Annotated in this window: 15 protein-coding genes and 1 riboswitch; of the genes, 6 read left to right on the forward strand and 9 right to left on the reverse strand. The window is 72.7% G+C overall.

Annotation, left to right across the window (positions count from 1 at the left end; all coding sequences use genetic code 11):
- Positions 1 to 155: 155 nt before the first annotated feature.
- From ABZY44_RS18110 to ABZY44_RS18120, 3 genes are all read left to right on the forward strand, one after another.
- Positions 156 to 653 carry a GNAT family N-acetyltransferase gene (locus tag ABZY44_RS18110; RefSeq protein ID WP_356654862.1) on the forward strand — a complete coding sequence of 166 codons (498 nt, stop codon included), beginning with the start codon at positions 156 to 158 and terminating at the stop codon, positions 651 to 653.
- Between the two features lie 90 nt (positions 654 to 743).
- Positions 744 to 826: riboswitch (cobalamin riboswitch) on the forward strand.
- A gap of 179 nt (positions 827 to 1,005) precedes the next feature.
- The gene (locus ABZY44_RS18115; protein WP_356654864.1) at positions 1,006 to 3,420 is read left to right on the forward strand and encodes a ribonucleoside-diphosphate reductase subunit alpha; all 2,415 of its coding nucleotides are present in this window, start codon (positions 1,006 to 1,008) and stop codon (positions 3,418 to 3,420) included.
- Positions 3,420 to 4,490 carry a ribonucleotide-diphosphate reductase subunit beta gene (locus ABZY44_RS18120; RefSeq protein ID WP_356654866.1) on the forward strand — a complete coding sequence of 357 codons (1,071 nt, stop codon included), beginning with the start codon at positions 3,420 to 3,422 and terminating at the stop codon, positions 4,488 to 4,490. Before ABZY44_RS18115 ends, ABZY44_RS18120 begins: the two co-directional genes overlap by 1 nt.
- Positions 4,491 to 4,587: 97 nt before the next feature.
- Here the strand turns inward: ABZY44_RS18120 and ABZY44_RS18125 are convergent, their stop codons facing one another.
- Positions 4,588 to 4,812 carry a hypothetical protein gene (locus ABZY44_RS18125; RefSeq protein ID WP_356654868.1) on the reverse strand — a complete coding sequence of 75 codons (225 nt, stop codon included), beginning with the start codon at positions 4,810 to 4,812 and terminating at the stop codon, positions 4,588 to 4,590.
- A gap of 82 nt (positions 4,813 to 4,894) precedes the next feature.
- Here ABZY44_RS18125 and ABZY44_RS18130 point away from each other — a divergent pair, with 82 nt between their 5' ends.
- Positions 4,895 to 5,869 (forward strand): helix-turn-helix domain-containing protein, encoded by a 975-nt coding sequence (locus tag ABZY44_RS18130; RefSeq protein ID WP_356654870.1) that lies wholly within the window; start codon positions 4,895 to 4,897, stop codon positions 5,867 to 5,869.
- Positions 5,870 to 5,875: 6 nt separating this feature from the next.
- Here ABZY44_RS18130 and def read toward each other — a convergent pair whose 3' ends face one another.
- The 8 genes from def to ABZY44_RS18170 form a co-directional block, all read right to left on the reverse strand.
- The gene (gene def, locus ABZY44_RS18135) at positions 5,876 to 6,526 is read right to left on the reverse strand and encodes a peptide deformylase (RefSeq protein WP_356654872.1); all 651 of its coding nucleotides are present in this window, start codon (positions 6,524 to 6,526) and stop codon (positions 5,876 to 5,878) included.
- A gap of 93 nt (positions 6,527 to 6,619) precedes the next feature.
- Positions 6,620 to 7,615, reverse strand: coding sequence for a hypothetical protein (locus ABZY44_RS18140; RefSeq protein WP_356654874.1), 996 nt, complete (start codon positions 7,613 to 7,615; stop codon positions 6,620 to 6,622).
- Between the two features lie 129 nt (positions 7,616 to 7,744).
- The gene (locus ABZY44_RS18145; protein WP_356654973.1) at positions 7,745 to 8,953 is read right to left on the reverse strand and encodes an HD domain-containing protein; all 1,209 of its coding nucleotides are present in this window, start codon (positions 8,951 to 8,953) and stop codon (positions 7,745 to 7,747) included.
- A 38-nt stretch (positions 8,954 to 8,991) separates the two neighbouring features.
- Complete coding sequence (locus ABZY44_RS18150) at positions 8,992 to 10,650, reverse strand: HD-GYP domain-containing protein (protein ID WP_356654876.1); 1,659 nt, start codon at positions 10,648 to 10,650, stop codon at positions 8,992 to 8,994.
- A 220-nt stretch (positions 10,651 to 10,870) separates the two neighbouring features.
- Positions 10,871 to 11,200, reverse strand: a complete 330-nt coding sequence (gene rsrA / locus ABZY44_RS18155) for a mycothiol system anti-sigma-R factor (RefSeq protein ID WP_356654878.1) — start codon at positions 11,198 to 11,200, stop codon at positions 10,871 to 10,873.
- Entirely contained in the window at positions 11,197 to 11,841 is a 645-nt protein-coding gene (locus ABZY44_RS18160) for a sigma-70 family RNA polymerase sigma factor (protein WP_008741505.1), read from the reverse strand. Before ABZY44_RS18160 ends, rsrA begins: the two co-directional genes overlap by 4 nt.
- Positions 11,842 to 12,108: 267 nt before the next feature.
- Positions 12,109 to 12,768, reverse strand: coding sequence for an alpha/beta family hydrolase (locus ABZY44_RS18165; protein ID WP_356654880.1), 660 nt, complete (start codon positions 12,766 to 12,768; stop codon positions 12,109 to 12,111).
- 196 nt (positions 12,769 to 12,964) lie between these two features.
- Complete coding sequence (locus tag ABZY44_RS18170; RefSeq protein ID WP_356654882.1) at positions 12,965 to 13,780, reverse strand: SOS response-associated peptidase; 816 nt, start codon at positions 13,778 to 13,780, stop codon at positions 12,965 to 12,967.
- A gap of 52 nt (positions 13,781 to 13,832) precedes the next feature.
- On the opposite strand from ABZY44_RS18170, the gene ABZY44_RS18175 reads away from it, so the two are divergent.
- Positions 13,833 to 14,546: a M50 family metallopeptidase gene (locus ABZY44_RS18175; RefSeq protein WP_356654884.1), complete on the forward strand. Its 714-nt coding sequence runs from the start codon at positions 13,833 to 13,835 to the stop codon at positions 14,544 to 14,546.
- Between the two features lie 78 nt (positions 14,547 to 14,624).
- Positions 14,625 to 15,980 (forward strand): 3-phosphoshikimate 1-carboxyvinyltransferase, encoded by a 1,356-nt coding sequence (aroA, locus tag ABZY44_RS18180; RefSeq protein ID WP_356654886.1) that lies wholly within the window; start codon positions 14,625 to 14,627, stop codon positions 15,978 to 15,980.
- The last annotated feature ends 4 nt before the right edge of the window (positions 15,981 to 15,984 follow it).

Genomic DNA, 15,984 nt, shown 5'->3' on the forward strand with positions numbered 1-15,984 from the left:
GCCGCCGTCCGCGCCCCGGGCGGTGTGCTCGGCGGCCGGGCCGCTCCAAACCGAGTCGAGCAGGTCGACGACGTCGTTGACGTAGCCCTCGTTCCCCGCCCCTCCGGCGGGGAACGCGGCGGCCCTTTCGCGCGCCCTGGCGCACACTCTGTGCCATGGACATCGTCATCAGGGCGGCAGCGGCCGCCGAATACGAAGAACTGGGCGAACTCACCGCACAGGCCTACCTCCGCGACGAGTTGCTGGACTTCGCCGAGGACGACCCCTACCTGGACCGGCTGCGCGACGTCGCCGGCCGGGCCGCCGACGCGGAAGTCATCGTCGCGGAGTACGAGGGCACGCTGCTCGGCAATGTGACGTTCGCCCCTCCCGGCAGTCCGCTGGCGCAGATCGCCGGCCCCGGCGAGGCCGAGTTCCGGATGCTGGCCGTCTCCCCGCAGGCCCGCGGCCGGGGCGCCGGCGAGGCCCTGGTGCGGGCCTGCATGGTCCGCGCCCAGGATCTCGACGGGGTGACCCACCTGGCGCTGTCGACCACGGAGAAGATGCTGGGGGCGCACCGGATCTACGACCGGCTGGGCTTCGTGCGGACGCCGGAGCGGGACTGGTACCCCGTGCCGGGTCTCCCTCTGCTCACGTACCGCGTCGAGCTGTAACTGCGCGCCACCCAGGGGGACGACACAACATGTGGGGGCTACCGCGAGCACCGGCCCCCACATGTATGCTCATGCTCGCTGTCGTCGCAGGGGAATCCGGTGAGAATCCGGAACTGTCCCGCAACGGTATGAAATGCCCTGACCTGCTCCGGGCGTTCACAAGTCCGAGGACCTGTCGACAGCCCGCCCGGGTCGACCGAACCGGGTGCCGATTCGTCCGGGCCTCGCGGTTGGGCCGGTGGACGCCGCGTGGCGTATGCGGGCCCTGCCGGGCCCGTACCTTCCCGCGCGCGCCCCCCTCACGCCCCGCCACGGCGGTTTTCCCGGAGCCGAGCGAGGGAGAGCTCCCCCCGTGACCATCGCGCCTTCCGCACCGCGCGCCGCGTCCGACCCGTCCGCAAGCGCCGTTCCGGCCGGGGGCCCCGGGGCCGCGCTGCTGCGCACCCTCACCGAGCTGACCGCCGATCTGCCCGACACCGACCCGGGCCGGGTCGCCGCCGCCGCGCTGCGCGGCCGCAGCGCCGCCGCCGACGAGGCGGAGCTCCGTACGCTCGCCACCGAGGCGGCCGCCGGCCTGATCTCCGAGGACCCGGCGTACTCCCGCCTCGCGGCCCGCCTGCTGACGCTGGCCGTCCGCGACGAGGCCGCCGGCCAGGGCGCGCGCTCGTTCGCGCAGTCCGTCGAGGTGGGCCACCGCGAGGGCCTGATCGCCGACCGCACGGCGGAGTTCGTACGCGTCCACGCGAGCCGCCTCGACGCGCTGGTCGAGCACGCGCTCACGGAGGGCGCCGACGACCGCTTCGGCTTCTTCGGCCTGCGCACCCTGCACAGCCGTTACCTGCTGCGCCACCCGATCACCCGCCAGGTCATCGAGACCCCGCAGTTCTTCATGCTGCGCGTGGCCGCCGGCCTGGCCGAGGACGAGAGCATGCAGGCGCTCGAGGAAGTGGCCTCGCTGTACCGGCTGATGAGCCGCCTCGACTACCTGCCGTCCTCCCCCACCCTCTTCAACTCCGGTACCCGGCACCCGCAGATGTCGTCCTGCTACCTGCTGGACTCCCCGCTGGACGAGCTCGACTCGATCTACGACCGCTACCACCAGGTCGCCCGCCTCTCCAAGCACGCCGGCGGCATCGGTCTCTCGTACTCCCGCATCCGCGCCCGCGGCTCCCTGATCCGCGGTACGAACGGCCACTCCAACGGCATCGTGCCGTTCCTGAAGACACTCGACGCCTCCGTCGCCGCCGTGAACCAGGGCGGCCGGCGCAAGGGCGCGGCCGCGGTCTACCTGGAGACCTGGCACGCGGACATCGAGGAGTTCCTGGAGCTGCGCGACAACACCGGCGAGGACCAGCGCCGCACCCACAACCTGAACCTGGCGCACTGGGTGCCGGACGAGTTCATGCGCCGCGTGAACGCCGACGCCGACTGGTCGCTGTTCTCCCCGGCCGAGGTCCCCGAGCTGGTCGACCTGTGGGGCGACGAGTTCGACGCCGCGTACCACAAGGCCGAGGCCGCCGGCCTGGCCCGCAAGACCATGCCCGCCCGCGACCTGTACGGCCGGATGATGCGCACCCTCGCGCAGACCGGCCAGGGCTGGATGACCTTCAAGGACGCCTCCAACCGCACGGCGAACCAGACCGCCGAGCCGGGCAGCGTCGTCCACTCCTCGAACCTGTGCACCGAGATCATCGAGGTCACCGACGACGGCGAGACCGCCGTCTGCAACCTCGGCTCGGTCAACCTCGGCGCCTTCGTCCTGACGGAGACCGGCGAGATCGACTGGGAGCGGCTGGACGAGACCGTCCGCACCGCCGTGACCTTCCTCGACCGCGTGGTGGACATCAACTTCTACCCGACCGAGCAGGCCGGCCGCTCCAACGCCCGCTGGCGCCCGGTGGGTCTGGGCGCGATGGGCCTCCAGGACGTCTTCTTCCAGCTGAAGCTCCCCTTCGACTCCCCCGAGGCGAAGGCGCTCTCCACGAAGCTCTCCGAGCGCATCATGCTCGCGGCGTACGAGGCCTCGTGCGACCTGGCCGAGCGCAGCGGTCCGCTCCCCGCCTGGGAGCGGACCCGTACCGCCCGGGGCGTCCTGCACCCCGACCACTACGACGTCGAGCTGAACTGGCCGGAGCGCTGGGACGCGCTGCGGGCCCGGGTCGCGAAGTCCGGGATGCGCAACTCGCTGCTCCTCGCGATCGCCCCGACGGCGACCATCGCCTCCATCGCCGGCGTGTACGAGTGCATCGAGCCGCAGGTCTCCAACCTCTTCAAGCGCGAGACCCTGAGCGGGGAGTTCCTCCAGGTCAACGGCTATCTGGTGCAGGAGCTCAAGCGGCTGGGCGTCTGGGACGCCCAGACCCGCGAGGCGCTGCGCGAGTCCAGCGGCTCCGTCCAGGGCTTCGGCTGGATCCCGGCCGAGGTCCGCGAGCTGTACCGCACGGCGTGGGAGATCCCGCAGCGCGGCCTGATCGACATGGCCGCGGCCCGTACGCCGTTCCTCGACCAGTCCCAGTCGCTGAACCTGTTCCTGGAGACGCCGACCATCGGGAAGCTGTCCTCGATGTACGCGTACGCCTGGAAGCAGGGTCTGAAGACCACGTACTACCTGCGTTCGCGCCCGGCGACGAAGATCGCCCGCGCCGCGCAGGCCGCCACCCCCGCGGCGCTCCCCCTGGCCGATGCCGATGCCGCCGCCGACGCGGCGGCCGCGGAAGCGCTCGCCTGCTCCCTTGAGAACCCCGAGTCCTGCGAGGCCTGCCAGTAATGAGCTCCGCCCACCCGTCGCCCGACCCCCGCCCCTCGACGACGGCACTTAGTGCCGACACCCCTGGTGTCAAGAACCTCCTGGACCCGGGCTTCGAGCTCACCCTGCGCCCCATGCGCTACCCGGACTTCTACGAGCGCTACCGGGACGCGATCAAGAACACCTGGACGGTCGAGGAGGTCGACCTCCACTCGGACGTGGCCGACCTCGCCAAACTGACGCCCGCCGAGCAGCACATGATCGGCCGGCTGGTCGCGTTCTTCGCGACGGGCGACTCGATCGTCTCCAACAACCTCGTGCTGACGCTGTACAAGCACATCAACTCCCCGGAGGCGCGCCTGTACCTGTCGCGCCAGCTGTTCGAGGAGGCCGTGCACGTCCAGTTCTACCTGACGCTGCTGGACACCTACCTCCCGAACCCGGACGACCGCGCGGCCGCCTTCGACGCGGTCGAGGAGATCCCGTCGATCCGCGAGAAGGCGCAGTTCTGCTTCAAGTGGATCAACGAGGTCGAGAAGCTGGACCGGCTGGAGACGCAGGCCGACCGCCGCCGCTTCCTGCTGAACCTGATCTGTTTCGCCGCGTGCATCGAGGGCCTGTTCTTCTACGGCGCCTTCGCGTACGTGTACTGGTTCCGCTCGCGGGGTCTGCTGCACGGGCTGGCCACGGGCACCAACTGGGTGTTCCGCGACGAGACCATGCACATGAACTTCGCCTTCGAGGTCGTGGACACGGTCCGCAAGGAGGAGCCGGAGCTCTTCGACGAGGACCTTCGCCGGCAGGTCACCGACATGCTGAAGGAGGCCGTCGAGGCGGAGCTGCAGTTCGGCCGCGACCTGTGCGGTGACGGCCTGCCGGGCATGAACACCGAGTCGATGCGCGAGTACCTGGAGTGCGTCGCGGACCAGCGCCTGGTCCGTCTCGGGTTCGCGCCGGTCTACGGCTCGCAGAACCCGTTCTCCTTCATGGAGCTCCAGGGCGTGCAGGAGCTGACGAACTTCTTCGAGCGCCGTCCGTCGGCCTACCAGGTCGCGGTCGAGGGCACCGTCGACCTGGACGAGGACTTCTGACCCGTACGAGCAGGTGTGCCGGGAGCCGGAACGCGACGGATGTCCGCGTCCCGGCTCCTCGCGTTCGGGGGCCGGGGCGGCGGCGCGCCGGCGGGGCTCAGTGAGCCAGGCGTCCCCGGCGCCGGGCGGCGAACCGGATGCCGCGCCTGCGCGGGGTGGGGGCGAGACCGCCCGCCCGCTGCCGCGGCAGCCACACCCGCCGGGTCTCTGCGGCCCGCAGCTCCCGGTCGATCCGCCGTTCGCGCCAGGCCCCGTACAGACCGGGCGCGAGCAGTACTGCGGCGACGGCCAGGACGGCGAGGTAGTCCAGATAAGTGCTCATACCTCCACTGTCCGCCTGATCGGCCATGATCGAACAGTGGCAGGACTGTCATCGAAGAGGGAATTACTGCCACACTGGATCCATGCTGACCAATGTGGCCGTGGCGCTCGTCGACGGAGTCGCCCCCTTCGAGTTCGGGATCTTCTGCGAGGTCTTCGGGATCGACCGCAGCGCCCAGGGGCTGCCGGTGTACGACTTCGCCGTGTGCGCGGCCGAGGAGGGGCCGCTGAACATGGCCGACGTCGGCTTCGCCATCGCGCCGGCCCACGGACTGGAACGGCTGGAGGAAGCGGACCTGATCTGTCTGCCCGCCGACCGGCAGGCCCCCGTACGGGACTATCCCGAGCCGTTCCTCGACGCGCTCCGCCGGGCCGTGGACCGGGGCGCGCGGGTGCTCAGCGTGTGCAGCGGCGCCTTCGTGCTCGGCGCGGCCGGTCTGCTGGACGGGCGGCGCTGCACCACCCACTGGATGCACGCCCCCGCGCTCTCCCGGCGTTTCCCGCGGGCCCGGGTCGACCCGGACGTGCTCTACGTGGACGAGGGCACGGTCATCACCTCGGCCGGCACCGCCTCGGGCATCGACGCCTGCCTGCACGTGGTCCGCCAGGAGCACGGCGCGGAGGTGGCCAACACCGTCGCCCGGCGGATGGTCGTACCGCCCCACCGGGACGGCGGGCAGGCCCAGTACATCCAGCGCCCGCTCCCCCGTACCGCCTGCGACACCGTCGGGGGGGTGATCGGCTGGATGGCCCGCCACCTGGAGGAGGAGATCACCGTCGAGCAGCTCGCGGAGCGGGCGCACATGTCCCCGCGCACCTTCGCGCGGCGCTTCCTGCAGGAGACCGGCACCACCCCGTACCAGTGGGTGCTGCGCCAGCGGGTGCTGCTGGCGCAGGAGCTGCTGGAGTCCACGGACGACACCGTCGACGCCATCGCGGGCCGCTGCGGCTTCGGCAACGCGCCCGCGCTGCGCCACCACTTCCTGCGGACCCTGGGCACCACGCCGAACGCGTTCCGGCGTGCCTTCCGGGGCCCGCGGGCCGTCGCCCCGGCCTGAGGGCCCTTAGGCGTTCGGGACCGTCTCGTAACGCGGGGTGCCCTCTTCCATCTGCTTCAGCGCGTCCTTGCGGTCGCGCTTGGAGAGCCGGTCGATGTACAGGTACCCGTACAGGTGGTCGGTCTCGTGCTGGAGGCAGCGCGCGAAGTAGCCGGTGCCCCGGACCTTGATCGGGTTGCCCTGCGCGTCCTGGCCGGTGACCTCCGCGTAGTCCGGGCGCGCCAGCGCGGCGTAGGCGGTCGGCACGGACAGGCAGCCCTCGTTCGAGTCGTCCAGGACCCGCGAGGCGGCCGGCAGCTCGACCAGCTTCGGGTTGATCACGACGCCCGTGTGGCGGTTGCCGTCGTCGTCCGGGCAGTCGTAGACGAAGACCTTGGCGTCCACGCCGATCTGGTTCGCGGCCAGGCCCACGCCCTCGGCCGCCTTTTGGCTGGCGAACATGTCGTCGATCAGCTGCGCCAGCTCGTCGCCGAACTCGGTGACGTCCTTGCACTCCCGGTGCAGGACCGGGTTGCCGACGACCGTGATGGGACGCGCCGTGCCGCGCTCGCGGTGGGCCAGCTCGCGCGCCTCACAGTCCTCGGTGTCCACGACGTAACCGTCGTTCGCCCCACCGACGACTCCGCCCTCGACAACGTCGTTCTCCTGCTGTGCCATGTCCGCCGTACGCCTTCCCTAAGTCCCGGTCCGTCGCGCACCACGTCACCGGCGTGCCGGTGCTGATGTGCCGGTACAGCCTACGGCCCCCGCTCAGCAGACTTCCTCGAGATCCCGCCACTCCCGGCTGTCCGGGCTGTCCGCGACCCATCCGTCGAGCAGGCCGCGCACCAGACCGGGCGGCGCCGCGATCCCGCACTCGCGCTCGGGCACCCACAGGGATCCGGACCCCGTCGTGCGGTGCCCCAGCGGACCGGGGTGCCCCGGCTCGCTGTGGTCGTGCGGGTCCAGGTGCTCGCCGTCGCCCTCGCCGCTCGGCATCGCGCTCTCCGAGCAGGTGCGGCACAGCAGCCGCACGGACGAGGACCAGTCCTCGGCGGCGAAGCCGGCATCGGAGGCCAGCTGCTCCAGGGCGTTGCGGTCGGCCTCGGTGGCCGCCTCCAGCAGGACCACCCAGGTGGGCACCGGGGACGGCGCCCACAGCTCGATCTCGTCGAAGACGGGGTACGAGGGTCCGGCCGCGGTGACGCGCTCGCCGTGCGGGACCCCGTCGTGCAGGACCACCTCGCCCCAGCGCCGCCCCGAGGAGGGCAGCGGGATCGACAGGACCTCCATGCGGGCCGGGTCCAGCCGGCGGCCCCAGACCACCTCGGCCTCGCCCTCGGGCGACAGGCGTACGGCCGCGCTGCCGAGCTCCATGCCCACCGGCTCGCCGCCGCCGCCCGCGCCGTGCGGGTCCCCGGGCACCTTCAGCCCGTACGCCTGCCAGGCGCGGCGTGCCAGCGGCCAGTCCTGCAGCGCAGTCGCGGCGATCCCCACGTTCCACCAGTCCGGGGCGCCGGCCTCCCGGTCGAGCAGGGCCACGGCGCGCAGTCCCGCGGCCCGCGCCTGCTCCCAGTCGTGGCGGAACTTGTGCAGCAGGGCCAGGTTGAACCAGGACTCGGACAGCCAGGGCTCGAGGTCCGCGGCTCTGGTCAGCAGAGCGCCCGCGTCCTCGTACCGACCGTCGCCGATCAGCGTGAACGCGCGGTCAGTGGCCTGCCGCCACGAGGCGGAGGGCCTGTGCCGTACCTTCCCGAAGATCCTCACGATTCCCGCCTGCCGGTCCGACGATGCAACGGTGCAGCCTTGCGGACGCTCACACTGACACTTCTTGTGGGGGACACCCTTACTGGCATCCAACCATGCCCACTCGGACGGCCGCTCATTACCCATGGGTTACCCAGGCGGGACGGGTACGACTCTGGCACGTCCGCCCCGGGCGAGCACCCTGGCCAGACATTCCACCACCTCTGGCTGATAGTCGTGCCCGGTGCCCAGGCGGAGCCGCTCCAGGGCCTCCAGTGAGCCGCCCGGGTGACGGGTCCCGCCGACGAGGTCGTCGTACGCGTTGACCGCGCGCACGATCCGGGCGGCGACGGGCTGGTCCCGGTACGGCTCGGCCTGCAGCTCCACCACCACCGCCACCTCGGCGGGGACCCCGGTCTGCCGGGCCACCTCGCCGCCCAGCCCGGCGATCCGGCGGGCTTCGGCGGCGGGCAGCCCGGCGGTGGCCCCGTCCGGGACCGGGTCGACGAGGGAGAGCTGCCCGATGTCGTGCATGAGGGCGGCGTACTCCAGCACCGTGAGTTCCCGCTCGGAGAGGCCGAGCTCCCGCCCGACGGCGCAGCCGAGGGCGGCGACCCGGCGGGCGTGGCCGGGACGGGTGTACCCGGCGATCTCGGTGGCGCGGGCCAGTGAGGTGATGGTCTGGCGGTAGGTGGTGCGGACGGCCGCGATCCGGTGGAAGGACAGCTGGGTCAGCACGAGCGGCACGCTGAAGACCGGTACCGCCCACAGCCCCGCGACGGCGACGCCGAGGGCGATGACCACCCCGGTGGCACAGATCGCCGAGCCGATGCCCAGCTGCGCGCGGAGCTCGTCGCGGAGCAGCGGGCCGAAGGGCCAGCCGGTGCGGGCCCCGGAGAGGAGGGCGGCGAGGACGGCGTCGCAGAGGGCGGTGAGGCCGAGCAGGAAGATCAGGAAGAGCACGAGGTACGGGCCCTGCCCGACCCGGTCCTCCAGCCGGCCGGAGTTGTAGAGCGGCTGGAAGCAGACGGCGGCGAAGGCGACGGTGAGGACCCGGCGGGCGAGGTGGTCCGGGGCGGGGCAGCGGCCCCGGGCGATGTGGGGGACGATCCCGACGAGGGCGGCCGCGACGGCGACCGCGACGGTCTGCAGGACCCCGTGCTGGGTGGGGTGCCCGGCGTTCGGCCCGAGCAGGGCGTACGCGAGCGCCCCGGCGGAGCCGAGCGGCGCGGGCTGCTGCCGGGCGGCGTCGCGGCGGGCGAGCTCGCCGAGGGCGATCAGGGTGCCGAAGGCGAGCGCGACGCCCGGGTCCGCGAGGCCGTTCCACAGGGTGTGCGCCAGCGCGGCCACGGTCAGCATCCCGGCGGCCCCCCGTACGGCCCGGACGGCCCAGGCCCTCACGCGGACGTCCCCGCCGCGGGCGAGGAAGCGGAACCATCTACTCCGCCTCCGTGGGCACCGGAGCCCGCCCCGTCCTGCTGCGCCGCCCCGCCGGGCGCCTGGGCGGGAAGCCCCGCGAGCACCGGTCCGGGCGGGTTCCCCTCCCCGGCCCGCGCCCCGGCGGGGGCGGGGGGCGCGGCGGGAGAGGGGGGTGCGGCGGGAGAGGGGGCGCCGGCCGCAGGGGTGCTGTCCGCGGGGGCACCGGCCGCCGGGGCACCGGCCGCGGGGCCGCTCGCGTCCGTACCGCCCGAGGAGATCACCTGGAGGTCCTCGTCCGAGGTCACCACCGGGTGCCAGCCCTGCCGCCCGATCGCCTCGGCCAGCGCCCGGACCATGTCCGGGTCGAACTGCGCCCCCGCGCAGCGTTCGAGTTCGGCCAGGGCGACCGGCACCGGCCGGGCCCTGCTGTACGACCTGGTCGACGTCATCGCGTCGAAGGCGTCGGCCACCGCCACCACCCGGGCCAGCACCGGGATCTGCTCCCCGGTCAGCCCGTAGGGGTAGCCGGAGCCGTCCACCCGCTCGTGGTGGTGCAGGATCGCCGACCGGGCTTCGCCCAGGAAGCCGATGCCGCGCACCATCTCGTGACCGTACTCGGGGTGCAGTTCGATGATCCGGCGTTCCTCGGGACTGAGCGGTCCGTCCTTGCGCAGCAGCCGGGTGGGGACGCCCAGTTTCCCCACGTCGTGCAGGATCCCCGCGATGCGGACGACTTCGAGGCGTTCCTCGCCCATGCCCAGCTCGCGGGCGATCATCGCGGAGGCCTGTCCGACCCGCTCGCTGTGGCCCCGCGTGTAGCGGTCCTTGATGTCGACGGCCTGGACCAGGGCGCGGATGGTGGCCCGGTGCGCGGCGCGCTCACGGTGGTACTGGGCGAAGACCCAGCACGAGATGTACATCGGCAGCAGGACGAGCAGGGCGGCCGGAAGTCCGTACGGGCTGCGCCACAGGACGGCCATCATCAGTCCGGCGAGGCCGTGCACGCAGTGCGGGGCGAGGGACCGGGTGAGCAGTCCGCGCCAGGCGGTCGCGGCGGGCCGGCGTTCCGCGGCCGCCAGGATGCCGCCGTCGAGGGCGGTGAGCACCAGGCAGAAGGCGACGGCGGCGGCGGCCGCCGGGAGCATCACGTACGGGAAGTCGGCGACCCAGGCGGCGCCGGGCTGCGCTGCCGGCGGTCCCGTCGCGCCGAAGGCGGCTCCCCCCGGCACCCCCGGTCCGCCGAGCGCCCCCGGTCCGCCGAGCACTCCGTAGACCTGCCCGGCGGTCCAGGCGGCTATCGACTGCTGGGCCGCGTGCCACGTACGGCGCACCCGGGCGGGCCGTTCCGCCACGGGGGTGGCGAACCCGCCGGGAAGCGCGACGAGCGCGGCCGCGGCCGGGGGGAGCAGGAACACCGCGGCCAGCACGACGGGGAAGAAGGAGCCGAGCCCCTCGGGCACCCGGCGGCCCAGGAGCGGGCGGACCTTGGCGAGTTCGCAGCCGAGGTAGAGCACACCGAGCAGGCCGACGCAGGGCCAGGGGGTGGCGGGATCGGAGAGGGCCGGGAGGGCGCACGCCAACGCGGCGAGGACGGCGCACACGACGCAGGCGCGCGCCGCCGGCAGAAGTACCCGCAAGGCGCTCTCCTCCCCCTGGGCCGTGCAAAGCCGGTACCGCATCACATCGGTACCGAATGGGGAGGATAGGTGGGGCCGGGAGCGAGCCGGGCCACATTTTCGCATTGCACCGTGCGGACGCCCCCGGATTACCACCTTCGAGTGAAGGAAGGGCCCCTCCGGGGGCGGCTGTTCGAGGTCGGACCGTCGCGGAGCGTCCGGTTGCCGGACACGGCCGATTTCAGCCTGTCGTGGATCCCGGCAGGGTTTCGGCGCCGGCGGGTTCCGCCGTGACGTCATGATCCGGCACGGCCTGACCCGAACGGATGAGTTCGATACGCCCCATCACCTTCGACCGCAGGTCACTCGGCACGTCGTCCGAACCGCAGCAGCGCTTCACCAGCTTCTTCACGGCCTGCTCCAGACCGTACTTCTCAAGACAGGGATTGCACTCGCCGAAGTGGGTCTCGAACTTCGTGCAGTCACTGTCGGGCATCTCGTGGTCCAGGAACTCATAAAGGTGGTCCAGGACTTCAGAGCACTCCGTCTCGTGCGGATCTCCGCAGCTCATGAGCCCGAGCCTTTCAAGTCGTTCGACTCTCCCGCGCCGGCGGGGACGAGCCCGCGCTCACGGGCGTAGTCCTCCAGCATTCCGCGGAGTTGACGGCGGCCACGGTGCAGTCGCGACATGACCGTACCGATGGGTGTACCCATGATGTCCGCGATCTCCTTGTACGCAAAGCCCTCCACGTCGGCAAGATAGACCGCGATGCGGAACTCCTCCGGAATGGCCTGGAGGGCTTCCTTCACGTCCGAATCGGGCAGGTGGTCGAGCGCCTGCGACTCGGCGGAACGCAACCCGGTCGACATGTGCGACTCGGCGCGCGCGAGCTGCCAGTCCTCGATCTCCTCCGCCGCACTGCGCTGGGGTTCGCGCTGCTTCTTGCGGTAGGAATTGATGAAGGTATTGGTCAGAATGCGGTACAGCCACGCCTTCAGGTTGGTGCCCTCGCGGAACTGGTGGAACGACGCGTATGCCTTCGCGTACGTCTCCTGGACCAGGTCCTCGGCGTCGGCCGGATTGCGCGTCATGCGCAGCGCGGCCGAGTACATCTGGTCGAGGTAGCCGAGGGCGTCCCTCTCGAAGCGCGCATTGCGCTCCGGGGTCGTCTCCTCCGCGTGGCCTTCGTCGGTCCCAGCGACAGGACCCACCTCCTCCGACTGCGTGGCGGCTCCGAAAGCGGACCCGCTCGAATCGGAGAATAGTCGACCATCCCGGTCCGCCGCCGCCCGGAGCGTTCCGCGCTTGGGGGCGGGCAGCACTGTCCAGTCCAGGTCAGCGGCCTGCGGACGGTTCTGGCTGATGACCTGGGTCATGCGCTCGCTCTCCTCCGACGTCTTCTCCGTACGTACCGACATCCGGCACAACCAAAGGGCCGGGCGGTGCATTCCCCGAAGGGGGGCGGTGTGAGGCCGGAGTCACACCGGCAGCCGCGCGAGCCATTCGGCCACCGCCCCGGTGATCACCTCCAGAGCCTCCTCCTGCGTCACGTCCGCCTTCTTCGGCACGGCGAATCCGTGGTCCCCGCAGGCCACTTCCACCAGTTCGTACGGGGCTTCGCCCGCGCCGCGCCCCGGGAACTCCTCCGGTCGCCCGAAGGGATCGCGACCGCCCTGGACCACCAGCGCCGGCCGTCCGGCACCCAGGAGCTCCTGCGCCCGGGACTTCTCCGGCCGGCCCGGCGGGTGCAGCGGGAAGGCCAGCGCCAGCACCCCCGCCGCGTCCAGCTCGGCGGCGGTCCGGCAGGCCACGCGGGCCCCCGCGCTGCGTCCGCCCGCGACGACCGGCCGGCCGGGCCGGGCGAGGGCGGGCCACAGGGCCCGCCAGCCCTCGTCCAGCACCTTGGGCGCGGCGGCGACCTTCTTCCCGGCGACCCTCCAGGGCTGCTCGACCAGGGCCACGGTGATCCCCCGGGCGGGCAGGGCCAGGGCCAGGGACCGCAGGTCCCGGGCCTCGATCCCGCCGCCGGCGCCGTGGCCGAGGGCCAGCACGAGGCGGGCCCCGCCCGCCGGGGCCGGATGCCAGGTGATGCGGGCTTCGCCCGCCGGGGTGTCGACGCTCTCGGTACGCGTGCTCATGCCCCGATCATGCCGGGCGCCCGCGGCGCGGACGCTCACCGCACGCGCGGCAGGAGCGCGAGCCGCGGAAGGCACTCGATCGAGCTGCGGAAGCAGGGGCCGCCGCGAGCAGGGGCCGCCGCGGGCACGCGGGGCCGCCCGGATGGACCCGCCGGACGGAGGGAGCAGCCGGACACAGGGAGCGGCCGGCGCGCGGTCAGAAGAGCGTGCTCTCCTCGGGCCCGGCCAGTTCCTCCAGCAGCTCGGGCCCGTTGTTGCGCACGTTGCTGACGGCCGTCGACACCGGGTAGGCACGCATCAGCCCGCCGGGCGGCGGCGCCAGCAGGCCGCGCAGCTCGTCCGGGTCGGTCCGTGCCGGGTCCAGCCAGGCGTCCCACCGGTCGGGGGTGAGCATCAGCGGCATCCGGGGGTGGATGTCGGCGAGCGAGCGCGGGCCCTCGGCCAGGGTGACGCCGAGCGGCGCGGTCTCGGCTTCCGCGGTGATCACCGAGCAGGTGGCCCACCAGGCGAGCGGGTGGTCGTCGGGCAGGGTCCGGTCGCGCCAGAACTCGTATATCCCGGCCATGGCGAAGACGGAGCCGTCGCCGGGGAGGACGAAGTAAGGCTGCTTGCGGGCCCTCTTCCTCTTGCCCTCGACCTCCAGCTGCCGCTCGTCGTGGGCGGTGACCCATTCGTAGTAGCCGTCGGCCGGGACGATGCAGCGGCGCAGCGCGAAGGGGCGCCGGAAGGACGGCTTCTCGGCGATCGTCTCGGACCGGGCGTTGATCATCCGGGCGGCGCCGTCGGGGTTCTGGGCCCAGGACGGCACGAGGCCCCATCTCAGGACCCGCAGCTGGCGAACCGGGCGCGGGCTCGGAGCGTCTTTCAGGGGGCGGTCGAGGATCACGTGGACCTCTTTGGTCGGGGCCACGTTCCAGTCGGCGGCGAGCGCCTCCTCGGGCTCCCACCGCTCCACCCCGAAGACCTCCACCAGATCCTCGGGCCGACGACTCGCTGCATACCTTCCGCACATGGCTGCCACACTGCCATGGCATCCGACCACGACCGCAAGGAGTCCGCCACCGATGGACAGCAGCACCACGGCCGGCCTGTGGGACCGGCTCACGGGCATACAGGCGGCGCCCGACCAGTGGCTCGTGATCGCGACGGGCCTGGCGGCGCTGGCCGTCGTGGGCCCCCGTCCCGTGTGGCGCCTGTCGCGCAACGCGATCACCATCGCCCACGAGGGCGGCCACGGGCTGCTGGCCCTGCTGACCGGCAGGCGCCTGGACGGGATACGGCTGCACTCGGACACCAGCGGGGTGACCGTCAGCCGGGGCAAACCCACCGGTGTCGGGATGATCCTGACCGCGGTCGCCGGGTACACGGCTCCCTCGCTGCTCGGCCTCGGCGGCGCGGCCCTGCTCTCCGCCCACCGGATCACCCTGCTGCTGTGGGCGGCGACCGTCCTGCTCCTGGCGATGCTGGTGATGATCCGCAACGCGTACGGGCTGCTCACGGTGGTCCTGACGGGCGCCGTCTTCGTCCTGGTCTCCTGGCTGGCCCCGGCCGGGGTACAGGCGGTCTTCGCCTACGGCGTGGTGTGGTTCCTGCTGCTGGGCGGGGTCCGGCCCGTCTTCGAGCTGGGGGCGAAGCGCAGGCACGGCGGAGCTCCGGACTCGGACGCGGACCAGCTGGGACGCCTCACCCATCTGCACCCGGTGGTGTGGCTGCTGCTCTTCCACGTGGTCGCGCTGTGTTCGCTCATCGGCGGCGGGCGCTGGCTGCTGGCGCTCTGACCGCTCCCGGTCCGTCCGACCCCCGAGACGGGGCCGCGATCAAGATCTGCGGCCGGGGGAAGCCACTAAAGTGGGGGCATGACCGAGACCTCCGCGCTCCACGCCCTCTGGCCCGCCCCGATCGCCGACGGCACCGTCCACGCCACCGTCACCGTGCCCGGGTCGAAGTCGGTCACCAACCGCGCCCTCGTGCTCGCGTCGCTCGCCGCCGAGCCGGGCTGGGTGCGCCGCCCGCTGCGCTCGCGCGACTCCCAGCTGATGTCCGACGCGCTGCGCGCGCTGGGCGTGGGCATCGAGGAGACGGTCTCCTCCAGCTCCGCCGGCGAGGGCGACAGCGGCGAGGCCTGGCGGGTCATCCCGGCGGCCCTGCACGGCCCGGCCACGGTCGACGTCGGCAACGCGGGCACGGTCATGCGCTTCCTGCCGCCCGTCGCCACCCTCGCCTCCGGCGACATCCGCTTCGACGGCGACCCGCGCTCCTACGAGCGCCCCCTCGGCCAGGTCATCAGCGCGCTGCGCACGCTCGGCGCCCGTATCGACGACGACGGCCGCGGCGCGCTGCCGCTGACCGTCCAGGGCGGCGGGGCGCTGGAGGGCGGGACGGTCGAGATCGACGCGAGCAACTCCTCGCAGTTCGTCTCCGCGCTGCTGCTCTCCGCCCCGCGCTTCAACCAGGGCGTCGAGGTCCGGCACGTGGGCGACCACCTGCCCTCCCTGCCGCACATCCGGATGACCGTGGAGATGCTGCGCGCGGCGGGCGCCCAGGTCGACACCCCCGAGGCCGGCGGCGAGAAGGACGTCTGGCGGGTCGCCCCCGGCGCCCTGCTCGGCCGCGACCTGATCGTCGAGCCCGACCTGTCCAACGCCCAGCCCTTCCTGGCGGCGGCCCTGATCACGGGCGGCACGGTCACCGTCCGGGACTGGCCGCGCCGCACCACGCAGCCCGGTGACGCGCTGCGCCGGATCTTCACCGAGATGGGCGGCTCCTGCGAGCTGACCGACGCGGGCCTGGTCTTCACCGGCTCCGGCAAGATCCACGGCATCGACGTGGACCTGGGCGAGGTCGGCGAGCTGACCCCGGGCATCGCGGCGGTCGCGGCCCTGGCCGACTCGGAATCGGTGCTGCGCGGCGTACGGCACCTGCGCCTGCACGAGACGGACCGGCTGGCGGCGCTCACGAAGGAGATCAACGGGCTGGGCGGCGACGTGACGGAGACCGAGGACGGTCTGCGGATCCGGCCGCGCCCGCTGCACGGCGGCACCTTCCACACGTACGACGACCACCGGATGGCCACCGCCGGCGCCGTGATCGGCCTGGCCGTGGACGGTGTGCTCATCGAGAACGTGGCGACGACCGCGAAGACCCTTCCGGACTTCCCGAAGATGTGGACGGACATGCTCGCGAAATCGCCGTCGGCGGGCGTGGGAGCGTAGGGCC

Source organism: Streptomyces sp. NPDC006544, assembly GCF_040611715.1.
Classification (GTDB): domain Bacteria; phylum Actinomycetota; class Actinomycetes; order Streptomycetales; family Streptomycetaceae; genus Streptomyces.